Origin of the sequence: Rhodococcus sp. 05-2254-2 (genome assembly GCF_002259095.1) — a bacterium.
GTDB lineage: Bacteria > Actinomycetota > Actinomycetes > Mycobacteriales > Mycobacteriaceae > Rhodococcoides.
This window is the reverse complement of the sequence record NZ_NOZJ01000009.1, coordinates 444,141-463,323: the sequence shown is the minus strand read 5'-3', so window position 1 is coordinate 463,323 and position 19,183 is coordinate 444,141. Positions and strand designations below refer to the sequence as shown.

33 protein-coding genes are annotated in these 19,183 nt (G+C 61.6%); all 33 read left to right on the top strand.

Annotated elements, in window-relative coordinates:
• Nucleotides 1–732: 732 nt before the first annotated feature.
• The 33 genes from CH283_RS28345 to CH283_RS16755 all read left to right on the top strand — a co-directional run bounded on the left by CH283_RS28345 (nucleotide 733) and on the right by CH283_RS16755 (nucleotide 19,166).
• Nucleotides 733–1,296 (top strand): NUMOD4 motif-containing HNH endonuclease, encoded by a 564-nt coding sequence (locus tag CH283_RS28345; protein WP_176460285.1) that lies wholly within the window; start codon nucleotides 733–735, stop codon nucleotides 1,294–1,296.
• Nucleotides 1,293–1,682, top strand: coding sequence for a hypothetical protein (locus tag CH283_RS16905; RefSeq protein ID WP_094640302.1), 390 nt, complete (start codon nucleotides 1,293–1,295; stop codon nucleotides 1,680–1,682). The genes CH283_RS28345 and CH283_RS16905 overlap by 4 nt, the downstream gene beginning before the upstream one ends.
• Nucleotides 1,679–2,041, top strand: a complete 363-nt coding sequence (locus tag CH283_RS16900) for a hypothetical protein (RefSeq protein ID WP_094640301.1) — start codon at nucleotides 1,679–1,681, stop codon at nucleotides 2,039–2,041. The genes CH283_RS16905 and CH283_RS16900 overlap by 4 nt, the downstream gene beginning before the upstream one ends.
• Before the next feature lie 187 nt (nucleotides 2,042–2,228).
• Nucleotides 2,229–2,606 (top strand): hypothetical protein, encoded by a 378-nt coding sequence (locus CH283_RS16895; protein WP_094640300.1) that lies wholly within the window; start codon nucleotides 2,229–2,231, stop codon nucleotides 2,604–2,606.
• A gap of 123 nt (nucleotides 2,607–2,729) precedes the next feature.
• Nucleotides 2,730–2,915, top strand: a complete 186-nt coding sequence (locus tag CH283_RS16890) for a hypothetical protein (RefSeq protein ID WP_094640299.1) — start codon at nucleotides 2,730–2,732, stop codon at nucleotides 2,913–2,915.
• Nucleotides 2,912–3,103, top strand: a complete 192-nt coding sequence (locus CH283_RS16885; RefSeq protein ID WP_094640298.1) for a hypothetical protein — start codon at nucleotides 2,912–2,914, stop codon at nucleotides 3,101–3,103. The genes CH283_RS16890 and CH283_RS16885 overlap by 4 nt, the downstream gene beginning before the upstream one ends.
• 325 nt (nucleotides 3,104–3,428) lie before the next feature.
• The gene (locus tag CH283_RS16880; protein WP_094640297.1) at nucleotides 3,429–3,722 is read left to right on the top strand and encodes a hypothetical protein; all 294 of its coding nucleotides are present in this window, start codon (nucleotides 3,429–3,431) and stop codon (nucleotides 3,720–3,722) included.
• A gap of 255 nt (nucleotides 3,723–3,977) precedes the next feature.
• Complete coding sequence (locus CH283_RS16875; protein ID WP_094640296.1) at nucleotides 3,978–4,163, top strand: hypothetical protein; 186 nt, start codon at nucleotides 3,978–3,980, stop codon at nucleotides 4,161–4,163.
• Entirely contained in the window at nucleotides 4,160–4,345 is a 186-nt protein-coding gene (locus CH283_RS28015) for a hypothetical protein (RefSeq protein WP_141215252.1), read from the top strand. Before CH283_RS16875 ends, CH283_RS28015 begins: the two co-directional genes overlap by 4 nt.
• Nucleotides 4,342–4,593, top strand: a complete 252-nt coding sequence (locus CH283_RS16870; RefSeq protein WP_094640295.1) for a hypothetical protein — start codon at nucleotides 4,342–4,344, stop codon at nucleotides 4,591–4,593. The genes CH283_RS28015 and CH283_RS16870 overlap by 4 nt, the downstream gene beginning before the upstream one ends.
• Nucleotides 4,586–4,942, top strand: a complete 357-nt coding sequence (locus CH283_RS16865; protein ID WP_094640294.1) for a hypothetical protein — start codon at nucleotides 4,586–4,588, stop codon at nucleotides 4,940–4,942. Before CH283_RS16870 ends, CH283_RS16865 begins: the two co-directional genes overlap by 8 nt.
• Nucleotides 4,939–5,172 carry a hypothetical protein gene (locus CH283_RS28010; protein ID WP_141215251.1) on the top strand — a complete coding sequence of 78 codons (234 nt, stop codon included), beginning with the start codon at nucleotides 4,939–4,941 and terminating at the stop codon, nucleotides 5,170–5,172. The genes CH283_RS16865 and CH283_RS28010 overlap by 4 nt, the downstream gene beginning before the upstream one ends.
• 158 nt (nucleotides 5,173–5,330) lie before the next feature.
• The gene (locus CH283_RS16860; RefSeq protein ID WP_094640293.1) at nucleotides 5,331–5,984 is read left to right on the top strand and encodes a metallophosphoesterase; all 654 of its coding nucleotides are present in this window, start codon (nucleotides 5,331–5,333) and stop codon (nucleotides 5,982–5,984) included.
• Nucleotides 5,981–6,259, top strand: coding sequence for a hypothetical protein (locus tag CH283_RS28005; RefSeq protein WP_141215250.1), 279 nt, complete (start codon nucleotides 5,981–5,983; stop codon nucleotides 6,257–6,259). The genes CH283_RS16860 and CH283_RS28005 overlap by 4 nt, the downstream gene beginning before the upstream one ends.
• On the top strand, nucleotides 6,256–6,570 hold the full coding sequence (locus tag CH283_RS16850; protein ID WP_141215249.1) for a hypothetical protein: 315 nt from the start codon (nucleotides 6,256–6,258) through the stop codon (nucleotides 6,568–6,570). The genes CH283_RS28005 and CH283_RS16850 overlap by 4 nt, the downstream gene beginning before the upstream one ends.
• Nucleotides 6,570–6,986 (top strand): DUF6221 family protein, encoded by a 417-nt coding sequence (locus CH283_RS16845; RefSeq protein WP_094640290.1) that lies wholly within the window; start codon nucleotides 6,570–6,572, stop codon nucleotides 6,984–6,986. Before CH283_RS16850 ends, CH283_RS16845 begins: the two co-directional genes overlap by 1 nt.
• Nucleotides 6,980–7,306, top strand: coding sequence for a hypothetical protein (locus tag CH283_RS16840; protein WP_094640289.1), 327 nt, complete (start codon nucleotides 6,980–6,982; stop codon nucleotides 7,304–7,306). The genes CH283_RS16845 and CH283_RS16840 overlap by 7 nt, the downstream gene beginning before the upstream one ends.
• 1,063 nt (nucleotides 7,307–8,369) lie before the next feature.
• Nucleotides 8,370–8,516 carry a hypothetical protein gene (locus CH283_RS28340; protein ID WP_176460284.1) on the top strand — a complete coding sequence of 49 codons (147 nt, stop codon included), beginning with the start codon at nucleotides 8,370–8,372 and terminating at the stop codon, nucleotides 8,514–8,516.
• Complete coding sequence (locus CH283_RS16830; protein WP_255183239.1) at nucleotides 8,516–8,869, top strand: hypothetical protein; 354 nt, start codon at nucleotides 8,516–8,518, stop codon at nucleotides 8,867–8,869. The genes CH283_RS28340 and CH283_RS16830 overlap by 1 nt, the downstream gene beginning before the upstream one ends.
• Nucleotides 8,870–8,945: 76 nt before the next feature.
• Nucleotides 8,946–9,788 carry an HNH endonuclease gene (locus CH283_RS29035; RefSeq protein ID WP_094640287.1) on the top strand — a complete coding sequence of 281 codons (843 nt, stop codon included), beginning with the start codon at nucleotides 8,946–8,948 and terminating at the stop codon, nucleotides 9,786–9,788.
• 156 nt (nucleotides 9,789–9,944) lie between these two features.
• On the top strand, nucleotides 9,945–10,298 hold the full coding sequence (locus CH283_RS16820; protein ID WP_094640286.1) for a hypothetical protein: 354 nt from the start codon (nucleotides 9,945–9,947) through the stop codon (nucleotides 10,296–10,298).
• The gene (locus CH283_RS16815) at nucleotides 10,270–11,769 is read left to right on the top strand and encodes a terminase (RefSeq protein ID WP_094640285.1); all 1,500 of its coding nucleotides are present in this window, start codon (nucleotides 10,270–10,272) and stop codon (nucleotides 11,767–11,769) included. Before CH283_RS16820 ends, CH283_RS16815 begins: the two co-directional genes overlap by 29 nt.
• Before the next feature lie 17 nt (nucleotides 11,770–11,786).
• Nucleotides 11,787–13,127, top strand: a complete 1,341-nt coding sequence (locus tag CH283_RS16810) for a phage portal protein family protein (RefSeq protein WP_141215247.1) — start codon at nucleotides 11,787–11,789, stop codon at nucleotides 13,125–13,127.
• A 528-nt stretch (nucleotides 13,128–13,655) separates the two neighbouring features.
• Nucleotides 13,656–14,885 carry a head maturation protease, ClpP-related gene (locus tag CH283_RS16800; RefSeq protein ID WP_094640283.1) on the top strand — a complete coding sequence of 410 codons (1,230 nt, stop codon included), beginning with the start codon at nucleotides 13,656–13,658 and terminating at the stop codon, nucleotides 14,883–14,885.
• 2 nt (nucleotides 14,886–14,887) lie between these two features.
• Nucleotides 14,888–15,262, top strand: coding sequence for a capsid cement protein (locus tag CH283_RS16795; RefSeq protein WP_094640282.1), 375 nt, complete (start codon nucleotides 14,888–14,890; stop codon nucleotides 15,260–15,262).
• 119 nt (nucleotides 15,263–15,381) lie between these two features.
• The gene (locus CH283_RS16790; protein WP_094640281.1) at nucleotides 15,382–16,290 is read left to right on the top strand and encodes a major capsid protein; all 909 of its coding nucleotides are present in this window, start codon (nucleotides 15,382–15,384) and stop codon (nucleotides 16,288–16,290) included.
• Between the two features lie 2 nt (nucleotides 16,291–16,292).
• Nucleotides 16,293–16,775, top strand: coding sequence for a hypothetical protein (locus CH283_RS16785; RefSeq protein ID WP_094640280.1), 483 nt, complete (start codon nucleotides 16,293–16,295; stop codon nucleotides 16,773–16,775).
• A gap of 19 nt (nucleotides 16,776–16,794) precedes the next feature.
• Nucleotides 16,795–17,172: a hypothetical protein gene (locus CH283_RS16780; protein WP_094640279.1), complete on the top strand. Its 378-nt coding sequence runs from the start codon at nucleotides 16,795–16,797 to the stop codon at nucleotides 17,170–17,172.
• Between the two features lie 20 nt (nucleotides 17,173–17,192).
• Nucleotides 17,193–17,525, top strand: a complete 333-nt coding sequence (locus tag CH283_RS16775; protein ID WP_176460282.1) for a phage head completion protein — start codon at nucleotides 17,193–17,195, stop codon at nucleotides 17,523–17,525.
• Nucleotides 17,525–17,797 carry a hypothetical protein gene (locus CH283_RS16770; RefSeq protein ID WP_176460281.1) on the top strand — a complete coding sequence of 91 codons (273 nt, stop codon included), beginning with the start codon at nucleotides 17,525–17,527 and terminating at the stop codon, nucleotides 17,795–17,797. Before CH283_RS16775 ends, CH283_RS16770 begins: the two co-directional genes overlap by 1 nt.
• Before the next feature lie 13 nt (nucleotides 17,798–17,810).
• The gene (locus tag CH283_RS16765) at nucleotides 17,811–18,134 is read left to right on the top strand and encodes a hypothetical protein (protein WP_094640277.1); all 324 of its coding nucleotides are present in this window, start codon (nucleotides 17,811–17,813) and stop codon (nucleotides 18,132–18,134) included.
• Nucleotides 18,135–18,521, top strand: a complete 387-nt coding sequence (locus CH283_RS16760; protein ID WP_094640276.1) for a hypothetical protein — start codon at nucleotides 18,135–18,137, stop codon at nucleotides 18,519–18,521.
• A 72-nt stretch (nucleotides 18,522–18,593) separates the two neighbouring features.
• Entirely contained in the window at nucleotides 18,594–19,166 is a 573-nt protein-coding gene (locus tag CH283_RS16755; protein ID WP_094640275.1) for a phage tail tube protein, read from the top strand.
• Nucleotides 19,167–19,183 lie beyond the last annotated feature (17 nt).

Genomic DNA, 19,183 nt, shown 5'->3' with positions numbered 1-19,183 from the left:
GGCGACGAATCTTGCGCGGTGGCCGTACGAGGAACGCCCGAAGCCAGCGAAGGGCATTGAATGCCCCGACTGCGGTCACACCACCCTGGTTGTATTCACGCCGGCATTCGCACCGAAGTACTCGACGGAACCATTGCTGCGGAACGGGAAGCCTGTCGAGGTCACCGAGACGGTGAATGTCTATGACCGTGTGATCAACCCGGGCGGGTCGGTGTCGCGGTCGTCGAGGCTGGTGAAGCGGACGAAACGGTACGCGGATGGGTCTCCCGTGTTGGCGACTGTCCAACGTTTGAACTATGCACCTCCACTATTGGTTCAGTGCAGAAGTTCGACGTGCCGAGCTGTCGTCCGCGAATCCGATTGGGCACGAATGATTTTGCAGGCTGGTTAGCGCCGCTAATGGTGATTAGAGTGTTAGAATATGAAGCGCGCCAGAAGGTTCCGGCAAGAACCGTCCTGGCGCTAACCCCATCTCTCGATACACCGAGAAGAGAGGCTGTTATGAATCATATCCAATGCTCTGTGGCTGGCTGTGATCGCAGGGGCGCGTCCACCCATGGTTGGTGCGATATGCACTGGAAGAGGTGGGCGCGCTACGGCGACCCAGAGAAGACGCTACGCCCGCGACATTCACCCAATCCAGTGTGCTCGGTCGACAGTTGCAATCAGAAGACCCTTGCCAAGGGTTTGTGTAGCCGTCACTGGCAGCTGAGTCGGAAACCGACACCAGTCGTGGAGGACCTGCCCGGCGAGAAATGGAAACCGGTTCCCGGTTACGAAGGTCTGTATGAGGTCAGCGATTTGGGCAGAATTCGATCAGAGACGCGCACTGTGCATCGCATGGGCGCTGACGCCACGATTCGAGGTCGAATCCTGAAGACGACGGCCCCGATGAAGGACGGTGTCTGCTACGAAAGGGCGCACCTTTACCGCAACAGGAAGCGTACAGATCGCACCGTCCACTCTATGGTCGCGGAGGCGTTTCATGGCCCTCGACCGGCGGGGATGGTTGTTCGACATCTCGACGGAAACAGCTTGAACAATACGCCCGGAAATCTGCAGTACGGCACCCAAGTAGAAAACATGGAAGACATGCGGCGGCATGGAAACGCCATAGAGCAAACGAAAACGCATTGCGTAAACGGACATGAGTACACCGACGAGAACACGGTGTTCATTGGAAATAAAGGGACAAGGCGGTGCGGCAAATGCATCCGTGTGCAGGCGTCTGAAAGAAACGAGCGTGCGAAAGCGAAGCGCGCTGCCAAACGTGCAGCACTACGAGGAGAAGCATGACCATCAAGAAGATCGTGATCGCCACCGCAGCAGCTGTCGCAACCGTCGGACTCGCTGGCTGCGGCAGTCAGAACACCGCCGACGTCGCCTCGGAGAATATCTCGACCGCCGCCGCCAACTTTGAGATCGCCCGGGAAATCACAACAATCAACAACATCACCGGCGACTTTCTCCAAGTCATTACCGGCCGCTGCAATATCGAAGCAGAACCCGCTCAGCTGGAAGTCACGTGCCAGTCACCGATGGGCATCGTTAAGAACTTCGTCGGTCTGAATGCGGTCACCACCTACAAGGTCGACCAGCTCGACCCTGCGACAGTGAGTGTCGATCAGTACCGCGTTGTCGTGAACCCGTCGACCTTGATCCCTGATGTGGATGTCAAGTGACCGCGGGTGTGGTGGGGGTGTTGGCCGAAGCACTCGGACAGCACCGCGGCGGCACAAACCATAGTGGCGATTGGGAGTGCTCCTGCGGCAAGGAAGGCCCGGAGAAGACGCACGATCTGCATGTGGCGTCTGTGGTTGCTGCCCTCCCCAACATCGAGATCGTGCCCAACGAAGGCACCACGCGGCGATACTCAGCCGCTTACCGAGACACCTTCGGCACGGTCGTCGCGGTCGGAGTCGATTACCGGAAACGTGCGTGGGCCGAAGAAACCCGTGATGAGTGGAAGCGCGACGATCCGACAGTCGATGTCTTCATCGCATACCGCGACGTACCTGAATGGCAGGAAGCGGACCAATGAGAGACATCCTGACCGCTGGCTCATACCGCACATCAACGGGGCGACTCCACGGAACCAACTGCTCTTGCGGTGTCTCGTGCGGCCCAGGCAACGGGTACTTCTGCACCGGATTCAGTGGCGGCTACGACACGTACATGTGCCAATGCGACTGCCACGACGCTGCTGCTCGCACTGCGGGAGGCCGAGCATGAGCGGCGGGGAGTTCGCGGAGATCGAAGCCAGAGCCAACGCAGCCAGTGCGGGACCGTGGCTCGCGAAGGGGATGTACCCACAGGAAGTTCTGGGCAACGACGACGGGCTCACGTTGGTTGCAACCACACACTCGTCGCCCGACGGCCCGCCGTTCAACACCGAGTTCATCGCTCATGCCCGCGAGGACATCCCGGCGCTGTTGGCTGCGGTGCGGGAACGGGACAACACCATCGCACGAGTACGGAAGCTGATGGAGTCCGCGCCGCACCTACAAGACCCATGGGCTGACGACTGGAAAGGCGAGCAGGTCGTCCCGGTCGACCGCCTCCGCGCTGCCCTCGACCCACAGGAGACACCAGATGGCCGCATGTGAGAAGTGCTGGACCCAAGCATCGTTCGACGCGCGCCTGAAAGGTGGGTCCGTGCTCGAGCATTACCAACGGTTGCTTGTCGAGAACGAAACCGAGCACACCGGCGATGACCCACAGGAGACACCATGAGCACTTACCGCCGAGGGGATCAAGTTCTCGTTGACTTCCCGGACGAAGATCAGCCGTTCGCAGCAACCGTCCTCGCTGAGAACCCGGCCGGTTCGGGCAGGTACGAAGTGCAGGAGTCGTGCGGGTTGCGGCTCGCCGTGAACGAGTCTGTGTTGCTGCCCGCTTCGGGGGTGGTGTTGTGAGCGCAGTGAAGCTGGACCTACCGGATTGGGCGTCACAAGACGGCCGCATCATTCGCGTTGCGACACTGGCGCAAGCGTTGAAGGTGACCGACTACTTCCCCGAATCCCGTGACTCCGAGTTCGACATCGTTATCACCGACCGCGAAGAAATGCACGCCATGACGAAACTCGCAAGGGCACTCGGATGAGCACACCGAACCCCACACCAGCGGAACCCAAGCACGACGACTACTGCGACGAGTGGTGTAACCACTGCATTGTCTGTGGCACAGGCACCTTGTACGGCTCGCTATGCAGTGACCACCGAAGCAACCCAACACCTCTCGGAACGACGGACGGGAAAGCGAAGGAACGTTGGCGATTCGTTGGACGCGACAAGCGCGGGTTACTCGTGTGGAGCCAAGTCCGCGACGGGAACCAACGTATATGGACATCTCGACCGCACCTGTTCTGGAACAAGCGTCGTCGAACCATTCAGAGGGAACTTGCAACCGCCGTTGAGAGAGGTGCCGAATGAGTGCAACAGATGCCGTAAACGTCATCGCGGACAGCATCAGGGGCGAGATCATCAACGCCGACGCTATCGCTGCGCAAGTGGTGTCGAAGCTGACGGACGCCGGCTACAGCATCGTGCCCACTGCTGACGTGAAGTCGGTGCGCACGGTGGCCGAGTACGCGCTACATCTGCGAATCAACGGAGAGCGCGCGCCAGGCGGCAATGAGACGTGGGCGAAGTTCGACCGCTTCGCCGAAGCCGTGTTGCGTGCGACCGGCCCCGCTGCTGCCGCTGAGGGGGAGAAGGCATGACCGCTGAATGCACGCACCTGAGCTATAGCGGTGATGAAGGACCGATCCGCGACCTTGGGCGGATGCCGAATCGTTGGCGATGTGATCAGTGTGGCCACGTCGATCTCGACAGTGAACTACGTGAGTTGGAGCGAACCGACCCTGATGTAGGCGATGCCGCTGCCCGACTAAATGAGCTACCTGACTATTTCGCGCGCACCGAGCGATGGAAGGAAGCACGTCGGCAGGTCCGCGCTGCGGCTGAGGAGAAGCCACATGAGTGAACTCGAACTGCCGTGGGGTCGCCGACTGTCGATCGTGGGTGGTGTTGACGACCACGGCATGAAATTGCCGCCGTTGGTGCTGTGGATGTGCCCTCGCTGTGTCGCAATGGTCATCGAAGAGCATCGAGACCACCACGAAGGTTGGCACCGAACCGCTGTGGGCGAGGTGATCCCATGACCGGCGAACAGTTGGTCGAGTGCCGCGGCCTTCACGGTGAGCGTATTGCTGTGACGGATGTGGAGTTGAACAAGGCGTGGTGGTTGTCGATGCCTGCCCGTCTTCGGGCCCGGCGGGATGCGGAGCGGGCACGCGGCTATCCGGTGGGTAGTCCTGAGCGTCGAATGTTGGAGGGATCATGAGTGATCGGGCGTACGAGATCCACATGGAGGAAGTGCGGATCCGGCAGCGTGCGGTGAAGGACGGCCGGGGACTGTCTCGGATGGAACGGTCGCATCTGGCGAAACTCGCAGCCGAAGCGAAGGAACTGGCCGAGAAGTTGGAGGCGGAACGCGCCGCCCGCTACAAACCATCCACCGGCTACCACCTACCCACGCCGACTGATCCTGTCCGCCGGCGCAACGTAGGGGATTGGGGACCCGATGCCTGAAGTCTTCAATCCTGTGAGTGTCGAGGCCGCGATCCGGGAGTGCGCCAACCGGATCGCCAACGGCGTCACCGAATGCAACAGACGATACGTTGCGTTCCTCGAGGCTGATCACGCTCTCGACATTGCGTATGCGAGGGCTTGGGCCGCCGACAGTGGGCCCGCGAACGGCAAGAGGTACACGTGCGAGCTCGCGACGATCGACCTACGCAAGGCGCGTGATGTCGCTGATGCCATGTATCGCCATGCAGACAGGCAAGCAAAGGCTCTTGAATCCGAGCTTCGCGCTTGGCAATCCGTCAACAAGTCCGTGATGGGCGCGTACCAAACTGCAGGAACAGGAGAGCGATGACCGACATCATCGACCAGATCACCAAGTTCGCCGAGGAGCACAACGGGCAACCTTGGACGTGGGTTCACTTCACTAGCGAACCCGGCATCGTGAGCAGTTCATCCACCCACACAGTGACGACGTGCCCCATTCGCAACTCAACGTGCTGCGTCAAGCCGTCGGCCACGCCTCCAGCTGTGGTCGAAGCCAATCGAAGCCCAGAGGAGTTGCTTAATGACTTCCCTGATTGACGACGGACCGCACTACCGCTGCGGTTTCTGTGGGACTCAGTACCTATTCAGCGATGGGCGTGAGCATCAGTGTCCCGATGTGATCGAGCCGCCTGTCGCCGCGGATCGTCCGTTCTCGTGGTTGGGATGTGTCAGTCAGTGAAGCGAGGTGACCGATTATGAGCGTCTGGTTTACGTCCGATCCCCACTGGGGCCATCTGAAAGTCGCTGAGAGCCGCGGGTTCGACACGACCGCCGAGCACGACGCTGTGATCTTCGAGTCGATCGAGGAGACCGTGAAGCCTGGTGACCAATTGTGGATCCTGGGTGACCTGACGGCCGGGGGTACGGCAGCCGAAGGAGTCGCGCTGACCCGCCTGGCGTCACTCGGCGAACAGGGCGGCTTCGAGATACATCTGATCGCAGGGAACCACGACAGCGTGCACCCGATGGCGAACCGCAACAGTCACAACCGTCAGCGCGCGTTCATGCAAACGTTCACGTCGGTGCAGTTGTTCGCCCGCAGGAAGATCGCAGGGCAACGAGTTTTGCTGTCCCACTTCCCGTACGAGGGCGATCACAGCGAGACCGACCGTGGAGTCCAGTACCGCCTGCGGGATCAGGGGGAGTGGCTGCTGCACGGACACACTCACAGTTCCGAAGCGTTCGCGCCGTCGGCCGCGCGGGTCGAAACATGGCGGGGAGCGGAACTCGTCTCCAGCTCTCCTCGGTGCAGACATATCCACGTCGGATGGGATGCATGGAACCGCCTCGTGCATCTCGACGAGATCGCCGACATCATTGCCGCCAACACGGAAGGCGCAACAGCATGACTGAACCCTCAAGCCAGTCTGACGAACTGAAAACCGTGTTAGACGAGCACATGAAACGTGAACGGCTCCTCACTGCGGAACGGGACGCCCACGCCGAGAACGAGTACCGGAAACTCCGGGCAGTGGGGATCACCGACGAGCAGCTGCCAGCTGTCTATGAATTCGCCCGGGTCGTCGTCGAAGAAAACACGGCGGCGATGCTGCGTCGAGTCGGTCTCCGCCGAGACGAGCACGGCACCTGGTATTGGCCAAAGACACGGCGGGCAGTGCAATGACAGGAACCACACCCGGTCAGGTGCCGCAGGCGACAGTAGACATGCTCAACGACGGTGCCGCCGCGATGTCGGCGTTCATCGTGAACTGCTCGACAGAACGGTGGCGGCGAGCACTCACCACCACACCGAAAATGATCATCTGCTTACAGAGCATGGAACCGAAGGTGCGTAGCATGCTCGAGTCCATCGACATGGTCGCCGATGTGACCGTCACCGTGTCGACCCTGGTGCCCGCCGATGCCATCTACGTCGTGGACCCACCGAAGGCCGACACCACCGTGTTCAGCCTCAACGACATCGAGGACGAGTAGTGAACGAGCAGAGAAGAAGTACGGGATTCGAGTTCATCATCCGCCGACTGGACGAGGACGAAGCTGAGGCACGGAAGGCCACACCGGGACCGTGGGCACTGGTAGACCGGGGCCACTCCCTGACTGTCCGTGGCGGGCCGCACGAGGAGATCGCTGTGTGCGCCTTCGATCAGGACCAGTTCCCGGCATCGTCGGAGTGGATCAGTGACGAACCGGACGTGCAGCACATCGCCCGGCACGATCCGGCGCGGGTACTGCGCGACGTCGCAGCCAAACGGAAAGCCGTCGAGTGTCTACAGCAGATCGCCAACGGTTGCACTGAGCCAGGATGGGATGGCATCGCCGAGGAAGCATTGTGGCACCTGGCATCGGTGTACTCGAATCACCCCGACTATCAGGAGAACTGGGCATGGTGAGCAACAACTGGACGACCGTGGCGACGATGCAGGTAATCCCGCCCAGCAGTACCGAGCCGGAGGACGTCTCGTTCGACCAGTGCCCGGAATGCTCAGCCCTCGTCTGGTCTGTAAACCGCGGTCATCACGAACAGTGGCACGCCCGATCTGTGTGGGAACGGTGCACCGCCACTGCCACCAACATGATCCTCGCGGGCGACCTGACCGTTCACTGCAAGTTGCCCGCCCATCACGACGGCAAGCATTACGCCACCAGGGCACAACCGCCATACCCGGACGTCGAATACGAATGGCCGGATATCGATGGCCAAGACAGGTAGTGAGGGCGGCCGGTGGGTCGAACTGGAACGGCCGAAGCCGCCCAAAGTAAATGACATGTACCGCTTCTGGTCGCATCAACCCTGGCTACGCCAGATCCAACGAGGCTGGCTACTCCCAGCGCAGGCCGTAGAACGAGAACGGAGAAGATTAGCGTTGCTAAGATGATCGGGTCTCATTCCTTGCGGTGGTGGAAGAGGGTTCCGTGAACGTAGAGGCACCAATCAGGCAGTCATCCGGATATGTACTCAATCCGCCGTCGATCGACTTCGAGGAACCGGAACTGCTCACACTGAAACTGGCCGCCGCACATGTGGGACGCACAGAGGTAGTACTCCGCAAGTGGATCAGCAGGGGCCTGCTCAAACCGGTTGTAACCCGCCAGCCTTGGGGCCATCTCGTCAACCTCTACGACGTCGAACGGATCGCTCAGGCGACACGCCACCGCAAAGGTTTGCATAGCTAACAACGCTATGTCACACTGATCCGCAGGTAACAGACGTGTACGCGTTTCCGGAAACATCCGTCGAATAGCGCCCACATTCTTGGCCGCGACTTCCCCAGCATCACCCGGAATCCGGGCGGTGTCCGTGTCAACACGGAGCGCGGCCAACCAACTCCCTCGATGCCGCTGTGAACGCCGGCTCTTCGCGACTTCTCACCGGTAAAGCGCCCTGTGATGCGTTCCCGCGCTAGGTCAACGCTGCAGCCCCACATCGAGGGCTCAACTTCCCACTGACAGAAGGGCACTCGTCATGCTGTTCGGATACCCGTTCTCGACGTACCTTGCTGTCGGCAAAGCGATCATCGGCATCGCTGGCCTGATCATCCCGTTGCTGTCCCTGTTCTGATGCACTGGCGCGCGGGGTTGGTCCGGCTCCTGTGTGTGCCGCACTGCCGGGTCCATGGCAAGAGTGGATGCGTCGTACTGACTCGGCACTGCCCATGATCGGCGAACTGTGGGCCGAGATCATCGCCTGCATCGTCCGTTGGGTGATGAGTAGGCCAACTCGCTGACCAGTGCAAAGGCAACTATCGCCACCGGCGGGTAAACGAGGTGCCGTCATGCTCCCCACCCTGAATGAGCAGATCGTCGACGCCCGCCTCCTCGCCCGCGGCGCTGAAGAACGAGGCGACGAGGTCACCGCCCAGATCTACCGCGACCGAGTCGACGCACTCCTCGAACGCGTGCCCAGACCCACCCAGTTCTGATGGCCGCCAAGAAGACCACCACCCAACGCGGCCTCGGCCATGCTCACCGCCAACAGGTCAAGTCCCTCAAGGCCAAGCACACTGACGGCTCACCGTGCTGGTGGTGCGGACTCCCGATGTGGCTCGACGACGCACTCAACTGGGATGGGCAGACACTCGCCGGTGACCATTCCCGTTCCCGCGCATTGCATACCGGCACAAAGGCAGACCGCCTCTTGCATGGCATCTGCAACAAACGCCGCGGCGCTGGACTGAAGGACCACCTACGCCCAGCGGTCACGGGCGACCCACCGGATGCACCACTCGACACCGAGGTCGATGACCGAAGCCAATGGTGCGCCATGGCCTGGTGACCGCAACAACGTAAGAACCCCGGCGAGTGCGTCAACACTCCCGGGGATTGGCCAACCTGAGTGAGAGGTCGACCCGATGAACGTAACACCCACCGCGACATGCCGCGCCTGCCATACAGAGATGGAACTGGACAAGTTCTACATCGACCGCAGCCGTGCCAATGGCCGATCGAGCATGTGCCAGGAATGCTCGAAGCGAGTAGCAAACGAGCGTTACCGCGCGAAGAACCCGGGCGCTACTGTGCGCGGACCCAATGGGCCGAACGATGGACGCAGCACAACCCCGGATGGCAAACGAGCAGGCAACCGGGCTGCCGCCGCTAAACGCCGCGCTGCCGCGAAAGCCGGCAAGGCACCGCAACCCATCCGGCCCTGTGCACAGTGCGCCTCTGCGTTCCAGCCGACCGGCTCCCGGAACCTCTACTGCACGAAGACATGCGCGACCCGTGCTCGGTCAACCCGATACGTGAGCGGCAACTGCATCGACTGCTCGATCCCGTTCACGAAGACCACCACCCACGGGTACGAGACCACCCGATGCAAGCCATGCCAGCGTGCAGTCGCAGCAGTGAAGCGGATAGAAACCCTGACGCAGAGGCGCATAGCGAACGGACTGCACGACACAACCACCACACGGCAGCCACATCGAAACAGCGACCGCAAGAGGGCACTCCACTTTGGCGTCGACTACGAGCACATCAACCGCACCAAAGTGTACGAGCGAGACCAATGGACCTGCGGCATCTGCGCCGAACCTATCGACCCGGACTGCGCCTACCCCAGCATGGATAGCGCAAGCCTCGACCACATCATCCCGATCTCACGGGGCGGACCACACCGCTACACCAACGTCCAAGCAGCCCACCTCGGATGCAACATAGCCAAGGCTGACCGTGTGGACGAGCCCATAGCGGTATAACGCCTGGTCAGAGGCCTAACACCCCGCGGACTGCATTTCCGCTGGTCAGAGCCTCAGATTGTTGAGGGGAGGGGTCAAACGACTCCCAACGCTTCGGCTAGTCACCATCTCTCTCTACTGCTTTTCCACACGGCTGCTCTCTAGGAGGTGTCCCTGATGACCGCTGCGAAGCCTCTGCGTGCTGTGTCCGCTGACGAGATGGCTCCTGCCCTCACAGAGGCGCAGTCGGTGGATGTGGCAGCTATGAGCGGCTCTCATCGGGCGTTGCTGGTGGCTATGCGGGATCGGATCGCTGGGGCGGTCTCGAATCCCAATTGTCCACCGCGTGATCTCGCTTCTTTGACGAAGCGGTTGCAGGACATCGCGAACGAGATCGAGGCGATCGATGCGAGGGAAGACGATGCTCCCGGTCGTGTGCGTGCTCTGGAGTCCGCTCTTCGTGAGGTGGCCCCGGAGCACGAGCTGCTGATGGGAATGATCAATGACCGGTTCGACGCGTCGGCTCTCTGATGTCGCGCGCCACTTGGTCATCCCCGAAGGGATTGTCACCTCCCAGTTTCCGCGGGTCTACCGCAGGCTGCTCGACGTCGGAGTGTCGTTCGACCAGTGGCAGCAGGGTTTCGGGTCTGTCGCGTTGGGGTGCCGTGAGTCGGGGAAGTATGCGGCGTCCATCGGTGGAGTCGTCGCGTCAATTCCGAGGCAGGTCGGCAAGACTTACACGGTAGGCAATCTCATCATCGGGTTGTGCTTGGAGTTCCCGAACCTGCGAGCGATCTGGACTTCGCACCATAACCGTACGACTACGAACACGTTCCGTTCGATGCAGTCGATGGTGCGACGCGAGAAGCTGTGGCCGCACATCGCCCCGAACGGTATCCGTACTGCGAACGGCGAGCAGGAGATTCGATTCGTCAACGGATCGATCATCATGTTCGGTGCACGCGAGCAGGGTTTTGGTCGCGGTATGGATGCGATCGATGTCGAGGTGTTCGATGAGGCGCAGATTCTGGGCGTGAAGGCGCTTGAGGATATGGTGCCGGCGACGAACGCCGCTCGGCATGAGCACGGTGGTCTCGTGTTCTTCATCGGCACGCCGCCGCGGCCGACCGATGACGGTGATGCGTTCACCTCGAAGCGCAAGAAGGCGCTCGCCGGGCTCACCCTCCATCAGGTCTACTGCGAGATCTCGGCTGACCCCGACACAGACCCGGACGATCAGTCCAAGTTCCACACGTTCAATCCGTCGTATCCGCACCGCACTCCGCTCGACGCGATGCTGCGGATGCGGGAGAACATCCCGGACGAAGATTCATGGCGTCGCGAGGCGATGGGGATCTGGCCGCCGGACACGGACACGGACGACGTCGAGCATGTCATCGACTTGGAGCAGTGGTCCGACATGGCGAACGCGGCACCGACGTTGACGGGTTCGATTGCACTGGCCGTGGACATGACCCCTGACCGCAAGTGGTGCTCGATCGCTGCGGCGCAACGCGTGTCCGGTGGCGGTGTGCATGTCGAGGTCGGGTTCCATCAGGCACCGTCCGACGAGGTAGTGCCGTTCATCATCCGGCTGATCGAACGGTGGGAACCGTGCGCACTGGTGATCGATAAGCAGTCGCCCGCGATGACGTTGGTGAATCCGTTGCTGCAGGCCGGTATCGAGGCCGAGACGACGAATACCACCGAGTTCGTGCAGGCCTGCGGAAACTTCTACGACGATGCTGTCAACGCGAAGCTGTCGCATACGGGTGACCCGTTGTTGTACGGCGCGATCGAGGCCGCGCAGTGGCGTGATCTCGCGGGTGGTCGGGCGTGGAACCGCAAAGGGCAGGCGCAGATTTCGCCGCTTGTCGCTGCGTCTCTGGCGCATTACGGGTTGCTGACTTTTGGTAGCCGAGTCGTGGTGCCGCCGGCGTCACCGGCGATGGACACCGACCTTATGGATGTCGACGAACTCGACATCATGGGCGCATTTTGAGAGAGGAGGAGTAGCTGATGGTCGATACGAAACCGCCGCCTCCTCCCGCATTCGAGGAGTCCGGATACGTCAACCCAGACGGGTTGAACTACCAGCAATGGGATGAGAGCGAGCGGCTGCCGGAACTGCAGTGGCCGCAGTGCATCGACGTGTACTCGCGGATGCTGCGTGAGGACGGCCGAGTGTCCTCTGTCATTTCGGCTATCGGTCTCCCGATCCGGCAGACCGCGTGGCGTATCGACCAGAACGGTGCCTCGGATGAGGTGGCCGAGTTCGTTGCCCGCAACTTGGGTTTGAAGATCAAGGGCGCGGAAACTGCCCTGTCCTTGCCGCGGACGAAGGGGCGGTTTTCGTGGAACCAGCATCTGCAGACTGCTCTGCTGATGCTGACTTACGGTCACTCGTTCTTCGAGCAGGTCTATCGAATCGAGGGTGAAGGCACGAACATCCGTGCCCACCTCCGCAAGTTGGCACCGCGTCCCCAGAAGACGATCAGCAAGATCAACGTGGCGCTCGATGGCGGCCTCGACTCGATCGTGCAGCGCGCACCCCAAGGTGCATTGACTTTGGAACGAATGCTGGCGGGCGGCATCGAGATCGGGGTGTCCCGGCTGGTGGCATACGTTCGCGACCCGGAACCTGGTCAGTGGTCCGGTAATTCGCTTCTCCGGCCCGCCTACAAGCATTGGCTGCTGAAGGACGAGCTGATGAAGATCCAAGCCGGTACGGCCCGCCGTAACGGCATGGGTGTCCCGGTCGCTACTGGTGCCGAGGGTGCCAGCGAAGAAGACATCATCAAGCTGCAGAAGATGGCATCGGCGTACAAGGGCGGCGCGAATTCCGGTGTTGGTTTGCCGTTCGGTGCTGATCTGAAACTGCTCGGCGTGCAGGGCAACCTGCCGGACATGCAGTTGGCGATCGAATACCACGACAAGCAGATCGCCCTCGCCGGCCTCGCGCACTTCCTGAACCTGGACCGCGGTGGAAGCTACTCGCTCGCTTCAGTTCTGAACGACACTTTCGCGCAGTCGGTGCAGTCCCTGGCGGAGCAGATCGCTGACACGGCGAATGCTCACATCGTCGAGGACCTCGTCGACATCAACTTCGGCGAGGACGCACCGGCACCGCGGATTGTGTTCGACGAGATCGGATCTCGGCAGGACGCAACCGCGGCGGCGTTGAAGACTCTCGTCGACGCGAAGATCCTGTTCCCGGACCGTGGCCTCGAGGAGTATGTCCGCGAATCCAGCGGACTGCCTGCGAAGGACTTCCCGCCGCCACCGGCTACCGAGAACCACTCGAACAAGCGGCCACCGAGGGCACGCATCGAACCCGACGGCGCACTGACGCTGTTCTGACCGAAGGAGAACCGTGAGTGGTGTCTGCGAAATTCGGACGCGCGCTTACCCAGAGGGCCGGACAGGACACGATGCGGGCTACCAAGCACACCGAAAAGCGCGAGAAGATCCCTGCGTAGCGTGTGAAAAAGCCCACGTCGACAAGTGTCATGCCCACTGGAAAGGGCTTGATGAAGAGACGCGGCACGGTACGCGTGGCCGGAACCGTGAGGCGGCAGCGAAGTATCGAGTCAATAGCCCAGAAACCTGGGAGGCTGCGAAGCTCCGTTATCGAATGACGAACAGGCAACTGATTCGGTCTCTGAAAGAGCGGCCCTGCGCCGATTGTGCCGTGCAGTACCCGTATTACGTCATGCAGTTCGACCACCTCGGCGACAAGCATTTCAACATCGGGCAGATGGGGCCGACCTCAGGGCGGGCACGTCTGGTAGCTGAAATCGCGAAATGCGAGGTCGTGTGCGCGAACTGCCACGCCGAACGGACCTTCCGCCGGTCACGCTCCGCGGAGATCGAATCATTGGAGACAGCATGAACCCATTCCTGCGAAACCGTCAGGCGTTCAAGCGAACGCCTGTCAAGGCAGAGATTCCACAGACCAGATCATCCGACAATGGGACTACTGCCGTGCTCAGGCTGTACGACCCGATTGATTCGTGGGGCGAGTTCTGGGGTGTGTCTGCGAAGGAGTTCGTCGCCGCGATTGACGAGCTCCCTGAGAAGACCACTGAGATTCAACTACTCATCAACTCCCCGGGCGGAGAGGTCTGGGAAGGCCTCGCGATCCTGAACGCCCTGCGTCGTCACGACGCGCGGGTAGTGGCAATCGTCGAGGGCATCGCTGCTTCGTCGGCTTCGTTCATCGCGGCGGGTGTCGACGAGCTTCGCATTATGGAGAACGCGGAGTTCTTCATCCACAACGCCTGGGGCATGTGTGTCGGCAACGCAGCCGACATGACGAAGATGTCCGCCGACCTCGAACACGAGGATCGCAACATCGCGTCGATCTACGCGCGCAAGACAGGCGGAGACGTCGATACCTGGCTTGAGGCGATGAAGAACGAGTCGTGGTACTCGGCCGAAGAGGCCGTCGCCGCAGGGCTCGCTGACTCAGTGTTCACGTCGGATGCGGTTGACGAGACGCCGGTTCAGAAGGCGAAGAACAGATTTGACCTGTCGGCACTGGCACGCAACGGCCACCGACCCACAAACTCCTCTGCCAACGAGGCTGGGGACCCAGAAGATAAGGAGTCCGTAATGGACACTCTGAAGGAAGGCCTCGCTGAGCGGTTCGGCTTCGGTGCCGATGCTGACGACGAGACCGTACTGAAGGCAATCGACGAGGCGCTCGAAGAGCAGACGGTCGAGCCGGTCGAGACCCCGCCGGTGGTTGAGGCCGCCGAACCAACCCTGGAGAGCGCACTCGCGGTCATCCAGAAGAACGGACTCGGAGTGGTCGAGAATGCGGCACTCACCGAGTTGATCGCCAAGGCTGAGCGCGGCGACCAGGCCCGTGCACAGCAGATGCAGGAAGCCAACAACGCGGTCATCGACACCGCTATCAGGGAAGGTCGTATCGCACCCGCGAGTCGCGAGCAGTTCCTGAATCTGCTCACCGACAACCCTGAGGGCACACGGAAGCTGATCGATCAGCTTCCGAAGAACCTCGTTCCGGTCGAAGAATCTGGTCATGGCCAGTCTCCTGCCAACGCCGTCGAGGAAGACCTCGGCTGGTTCAACACTCGCTCGAAGGAGGCCTGATCATGGCGAACGAAAACATCGACGTCTACTACCCGGGTACGGATCTGACCGGACGCGCGACCGCGGCGGTCACCGGCAAGCGTTTCCTCGCGATCTCGGGCAACCGCAGCAACGGCAACATCGCCGTCGCGCATGCCACCGCGGCCGGACGCGTCTGCGGAGTCTCGAAGTATGACGCGGCCTCCGGTGCCGTCGTCGGCATCGCCCGCGGAAAGGACCGGGTCACGTACGTGACTGCGGCCGGCGCGATCGCTGCATTCGCCGAGGTCGAGGTAGGCGCTGCCGGTCAGGCAGTCACCAAGACTTCCGGAGTTGCAGTCGGTTACGCCGTCACCGCAGCCACGTCCGGTAGCGACGCTCAGATCAGCCTGTACTGACCCACCTCCACTCCGAACGCGCAACCACCGAGACCCCTTGGTCCGGTGGTTTTTTCATGCCCGAACCCGGGCGCGTGTCGAGCGAACCTCGCTCATAACCACCTCTGAAAGGGGTACCCATGCCGACTCAGGCACCGGTGGCGTTTCCGCTCGGCGCGCCCGCCATCGTCAACAACCAGCTGACCGTCGATACCGCACTGAAGCAGCCCAACCGCATCAGCCGCCGTATCGCGGACATCACCCTGCACTCGTTCATCGTCGACAAGATCTTCGCGACGTCGGGTGTCCCAGTGGTCGGCGGCGCGATGCGCTACCAGCAGGCCATCAAGAACGAGCTGTACCTCGCCAATGACGTGGAACAGCGCGGTGACTCCGACGAGTACCCGATCGTTGGGTCCGAACGTCTGGACGAGAAGGTCGCGCTGGTCGAGGACTGGGGCGGCAAGTTCTGGGTCTCGGACAACGCGGTGAAGCGCAACGATGCTGCGTACTTCGACATCCAGACCACGCAGCTGTCGAACACCATCGTCAAGAAGGTGAACACCCGCGCTGTCGCAACGCTCGATTCCGCAATCGCGGCGCTCGGTGGAGCGACAACGTTCGTCGGAAACAACTGGGCCACAGCTCAGCTCGGCGGAACGAACCCGACTCCGAACCAGGACCTGCCGCACGCTGACCTCGCATTCGCGCAGAGGTTCGCGACACAGGAAGAGCTCGGCGTCAAGTACGACCTGTGGCTGCTGAACCCGGTCGAGAAGACGAACATCGAGATCGCGTACGGCGCGGCACTCGCTCAGATCCTCGCCACGAACGGCATCACACTGTTCGCCTCCAACGAGATCCCTGCCGGTGTCGCTTATGCGGTAGCTACCGGACAGGTCGGCTTCCTCGACTACGAGGTGGGCCTCACCACGGAGACGTGGCGTGAACAGAAGACCCGCAAGAACTGGGTTCAGTCGTACGTGCAGCCGGTCATGGGTGTCACCAATCCCTACGCCATCCGCAAGGTCACCGGATTGGCGGGCTGATCATGCCGATCCGAACAGTTGCGCACAGCGTCATCCGCTGGACAGATATAGACGGTGTTCGCCGTGAGTCCTTGTTCGGTGACGTCGTCGACTTTCCCGATGCTGTTGTCGAGAAGTTCGAGCGCCACGGTGCGTTCGCGCCCGACGTCGATGATGTCGTGGAGCCCGAGGATGTAGTGCTGTCGGGTGCGTTGGCCGAACGTCTCGGTCTCCCGGCGGACGCCGACCAGGCTTCGATCCTGGCTGCACTCGACGATGCCCTCGCCGTCGATCCTGCTGCGGAACCGGTTGTTCCGGAGCCTGTCTCGGAGACCCAGCCGGTCGCGACCACGGTCGAGCCTGCACCTGCCCCGAAGTCGGATCCGGCCAAGCCGAAGCCGACCGACCTGGTGAAGGTGTGGGAGGACTACGCCGTCGAGAAGGGCTTCGACCGTAAGGAAGCCGAGAAGATGTCGAAGACCGACCTCATCGCGGCATTGAGCTGATGCAGGGGAGGGGACGTTCATGGCAGTCGTTTACGCGACCGTAGATCAGCTGGTCGAGCAGTGGCGTCCCCTCACTGATCAGCAGAGAGTGCGCGCGACATCAGCGCTCGAGCTCGCTGCGATCCTGATTCGTCGGAACGTCGACATGTCCGATCTCGACATGAATGACGACCGCGAGCTCATCGCCCGCGCTGTGTCGATCGACATGGTGAAGTCGGCGCTGTCGGTCACCGATGATCAGTTCGGTAAGTCGTCGTATGCGACGACGGTGGGGAGTATCGCGGATTCGGCTACGTTGCTGAATCCGTCAGCGACGTTGTACTTCACTGATGCCCATAAGGCACTGTTCGGGATCGGGCCTGCAACGGCCCCCGCCTGGTTCTTCGGTGATTGCTGATGGTCGCCGGCTACACCAGCATGATCGAAATTGAACGTCCCGTGATCACGCGGGATTCGTACGGCAACGACGTGATCGATTGGGACGACGCCGAACTGACACCCGTTCCGCTGCCGGTGTCAATGCAGCCTCTGTCCCAGACTGAGTCCGGCGAGAACGAATTCCGGCAGACGGTCACCACCGGGTACCGGGTGATCTCCCAAGCGGGTGTCGATATCGATGTGCTCGACACCGACCGAGTTCGGTGGGCTGGACAGTCGTACGACGTCACACAGATCGGTAGGTGGCCGCATCCCATGATTCTGAATGCAGTGCACCACATCGAGATCCAACTGGAGAAGGTGACCGGCTGATGGTGCGAATGACCCCGAAGATGTACAAGCAGATCAACCGCATGCCCGCCTTGCAGCAGCGTGGTATCGCGAAAGCTCGCCGCATCGCGGCCACAGCTCAGGCGATCACCAACTCGGAAGGCGGGTCTGCCCGCATCACCGTTGTGTCAGGCATCAGGCCCGGCGGACGTGCGTTCGCACAGGTCGTCTCGTCCAGCCGAGACGAAGAGTACGGAACCGAAACCACTCCCCGGATCCGGGCGATCGGCCGCGCGTCGCGGGCGACGAAATAGGAAGGCACACAGCATGAAGACAATCCGATGGTCGCTGCATCGCGACGACTCGAAGATCGACAAGACCGAGGACTTCGAGGACGAGCACGCCGCAGCGCGTTACGTCGACACCGGCATGGCGACCTACGTCGACGACCCGAAGCCAGTGGCCGAACCGGACGCCCCCTCGACCGACTCCACCGATGCCGATCTTCCAGACGCGAAGGCCGACGTCAAGGCCGCGGACACTGACGCCAGCGCGCCAGTACCGGACGGCCCGAACTCACTGTCCAAGCCCGGCCAGGGAGCAGACACGAAACCGGCAGCAGGGGCGAAGCCGAAACTGTCGGGCAGTTAGATGACGTTCCCCGACGTACTGGCATTGCTGTGCGAGAGCATGACTGCCGAACTCGGGGTACGCACCGTCACCGACCTGCCCCCCGACTTCACTCCGCCGATCATCCAGGTCGTCACCATCGACGACATTCCGCGGGACAAGCCGTTCAACGGAAGGCACCTTCGCACGACCGTCTCCGTTGACGTCCTGTACTTCGGTCTGAAGTCGGGGCCGGATCCGTTGGCCGATCTCCGTGCCCTCGCCGAGCGCGGCAGTGACTGGCTGAACAACTGGCGAGCCGACGGGATCGTCGTCGACGAGAGGACGCGGCCTGTTCGTCGTCCGGACTACAACCCGAAAGTCCTGAGGTACGGCGGAGTCGTCGACTTCCTCTGCAAGCCACTCTGACCTCCACCACGTAAACAGCTCTGCACCAACAGGTTCAGGGCAACCTCGTCATGCCCATGAAAGGGGCTTGTAATGACATCTCCCTCTCCGTACGGCAGCGACGTTGCCCGTATCGGTGTTACCGGTGCACTGCGTTTCGGCGCGAAGGGTGCCGTCTTCCCGACCCTCATGTCGGCGTGGACGAGCACATTCGCCGACGCCGGCTGGATCTCGGACGAAGGCATCACCGAGAACCGTGATGCCGACACCACGCCGTTCGTGCCGTGGCAGTCCAACTCGCCGATCCGTGTGGCGACTACCTCCGAGACTATCTCGTGGGAAACCGTCATCTGGACAACGAGTTTCGACACGATCAGCTTGTTCTACAAGGTTAAGGCCGAGGACATGGTCGAGACCGACGGTGTCGTCTCCTTCGTGGACGGCGACATCAAGGACCAGGACCTGCGCGCCTTCGGTATCGACATTATCGACGGCGTTTACGCACGCCGATTCCTCGTGCCCCTCGGCGAGGTCACCGAGCGCGGATCGCAGACGTACACCAAGGGCGAGCTGATCGGCTACCCGGTCACCATCACCGCGTACCCCGGTGCCGAGGGCTGGTCGGTCAAGCGCCTCTTCAAGGAGAACTGGGAACTTCCCGCGTAGTCGACGGCGGCGCGGGT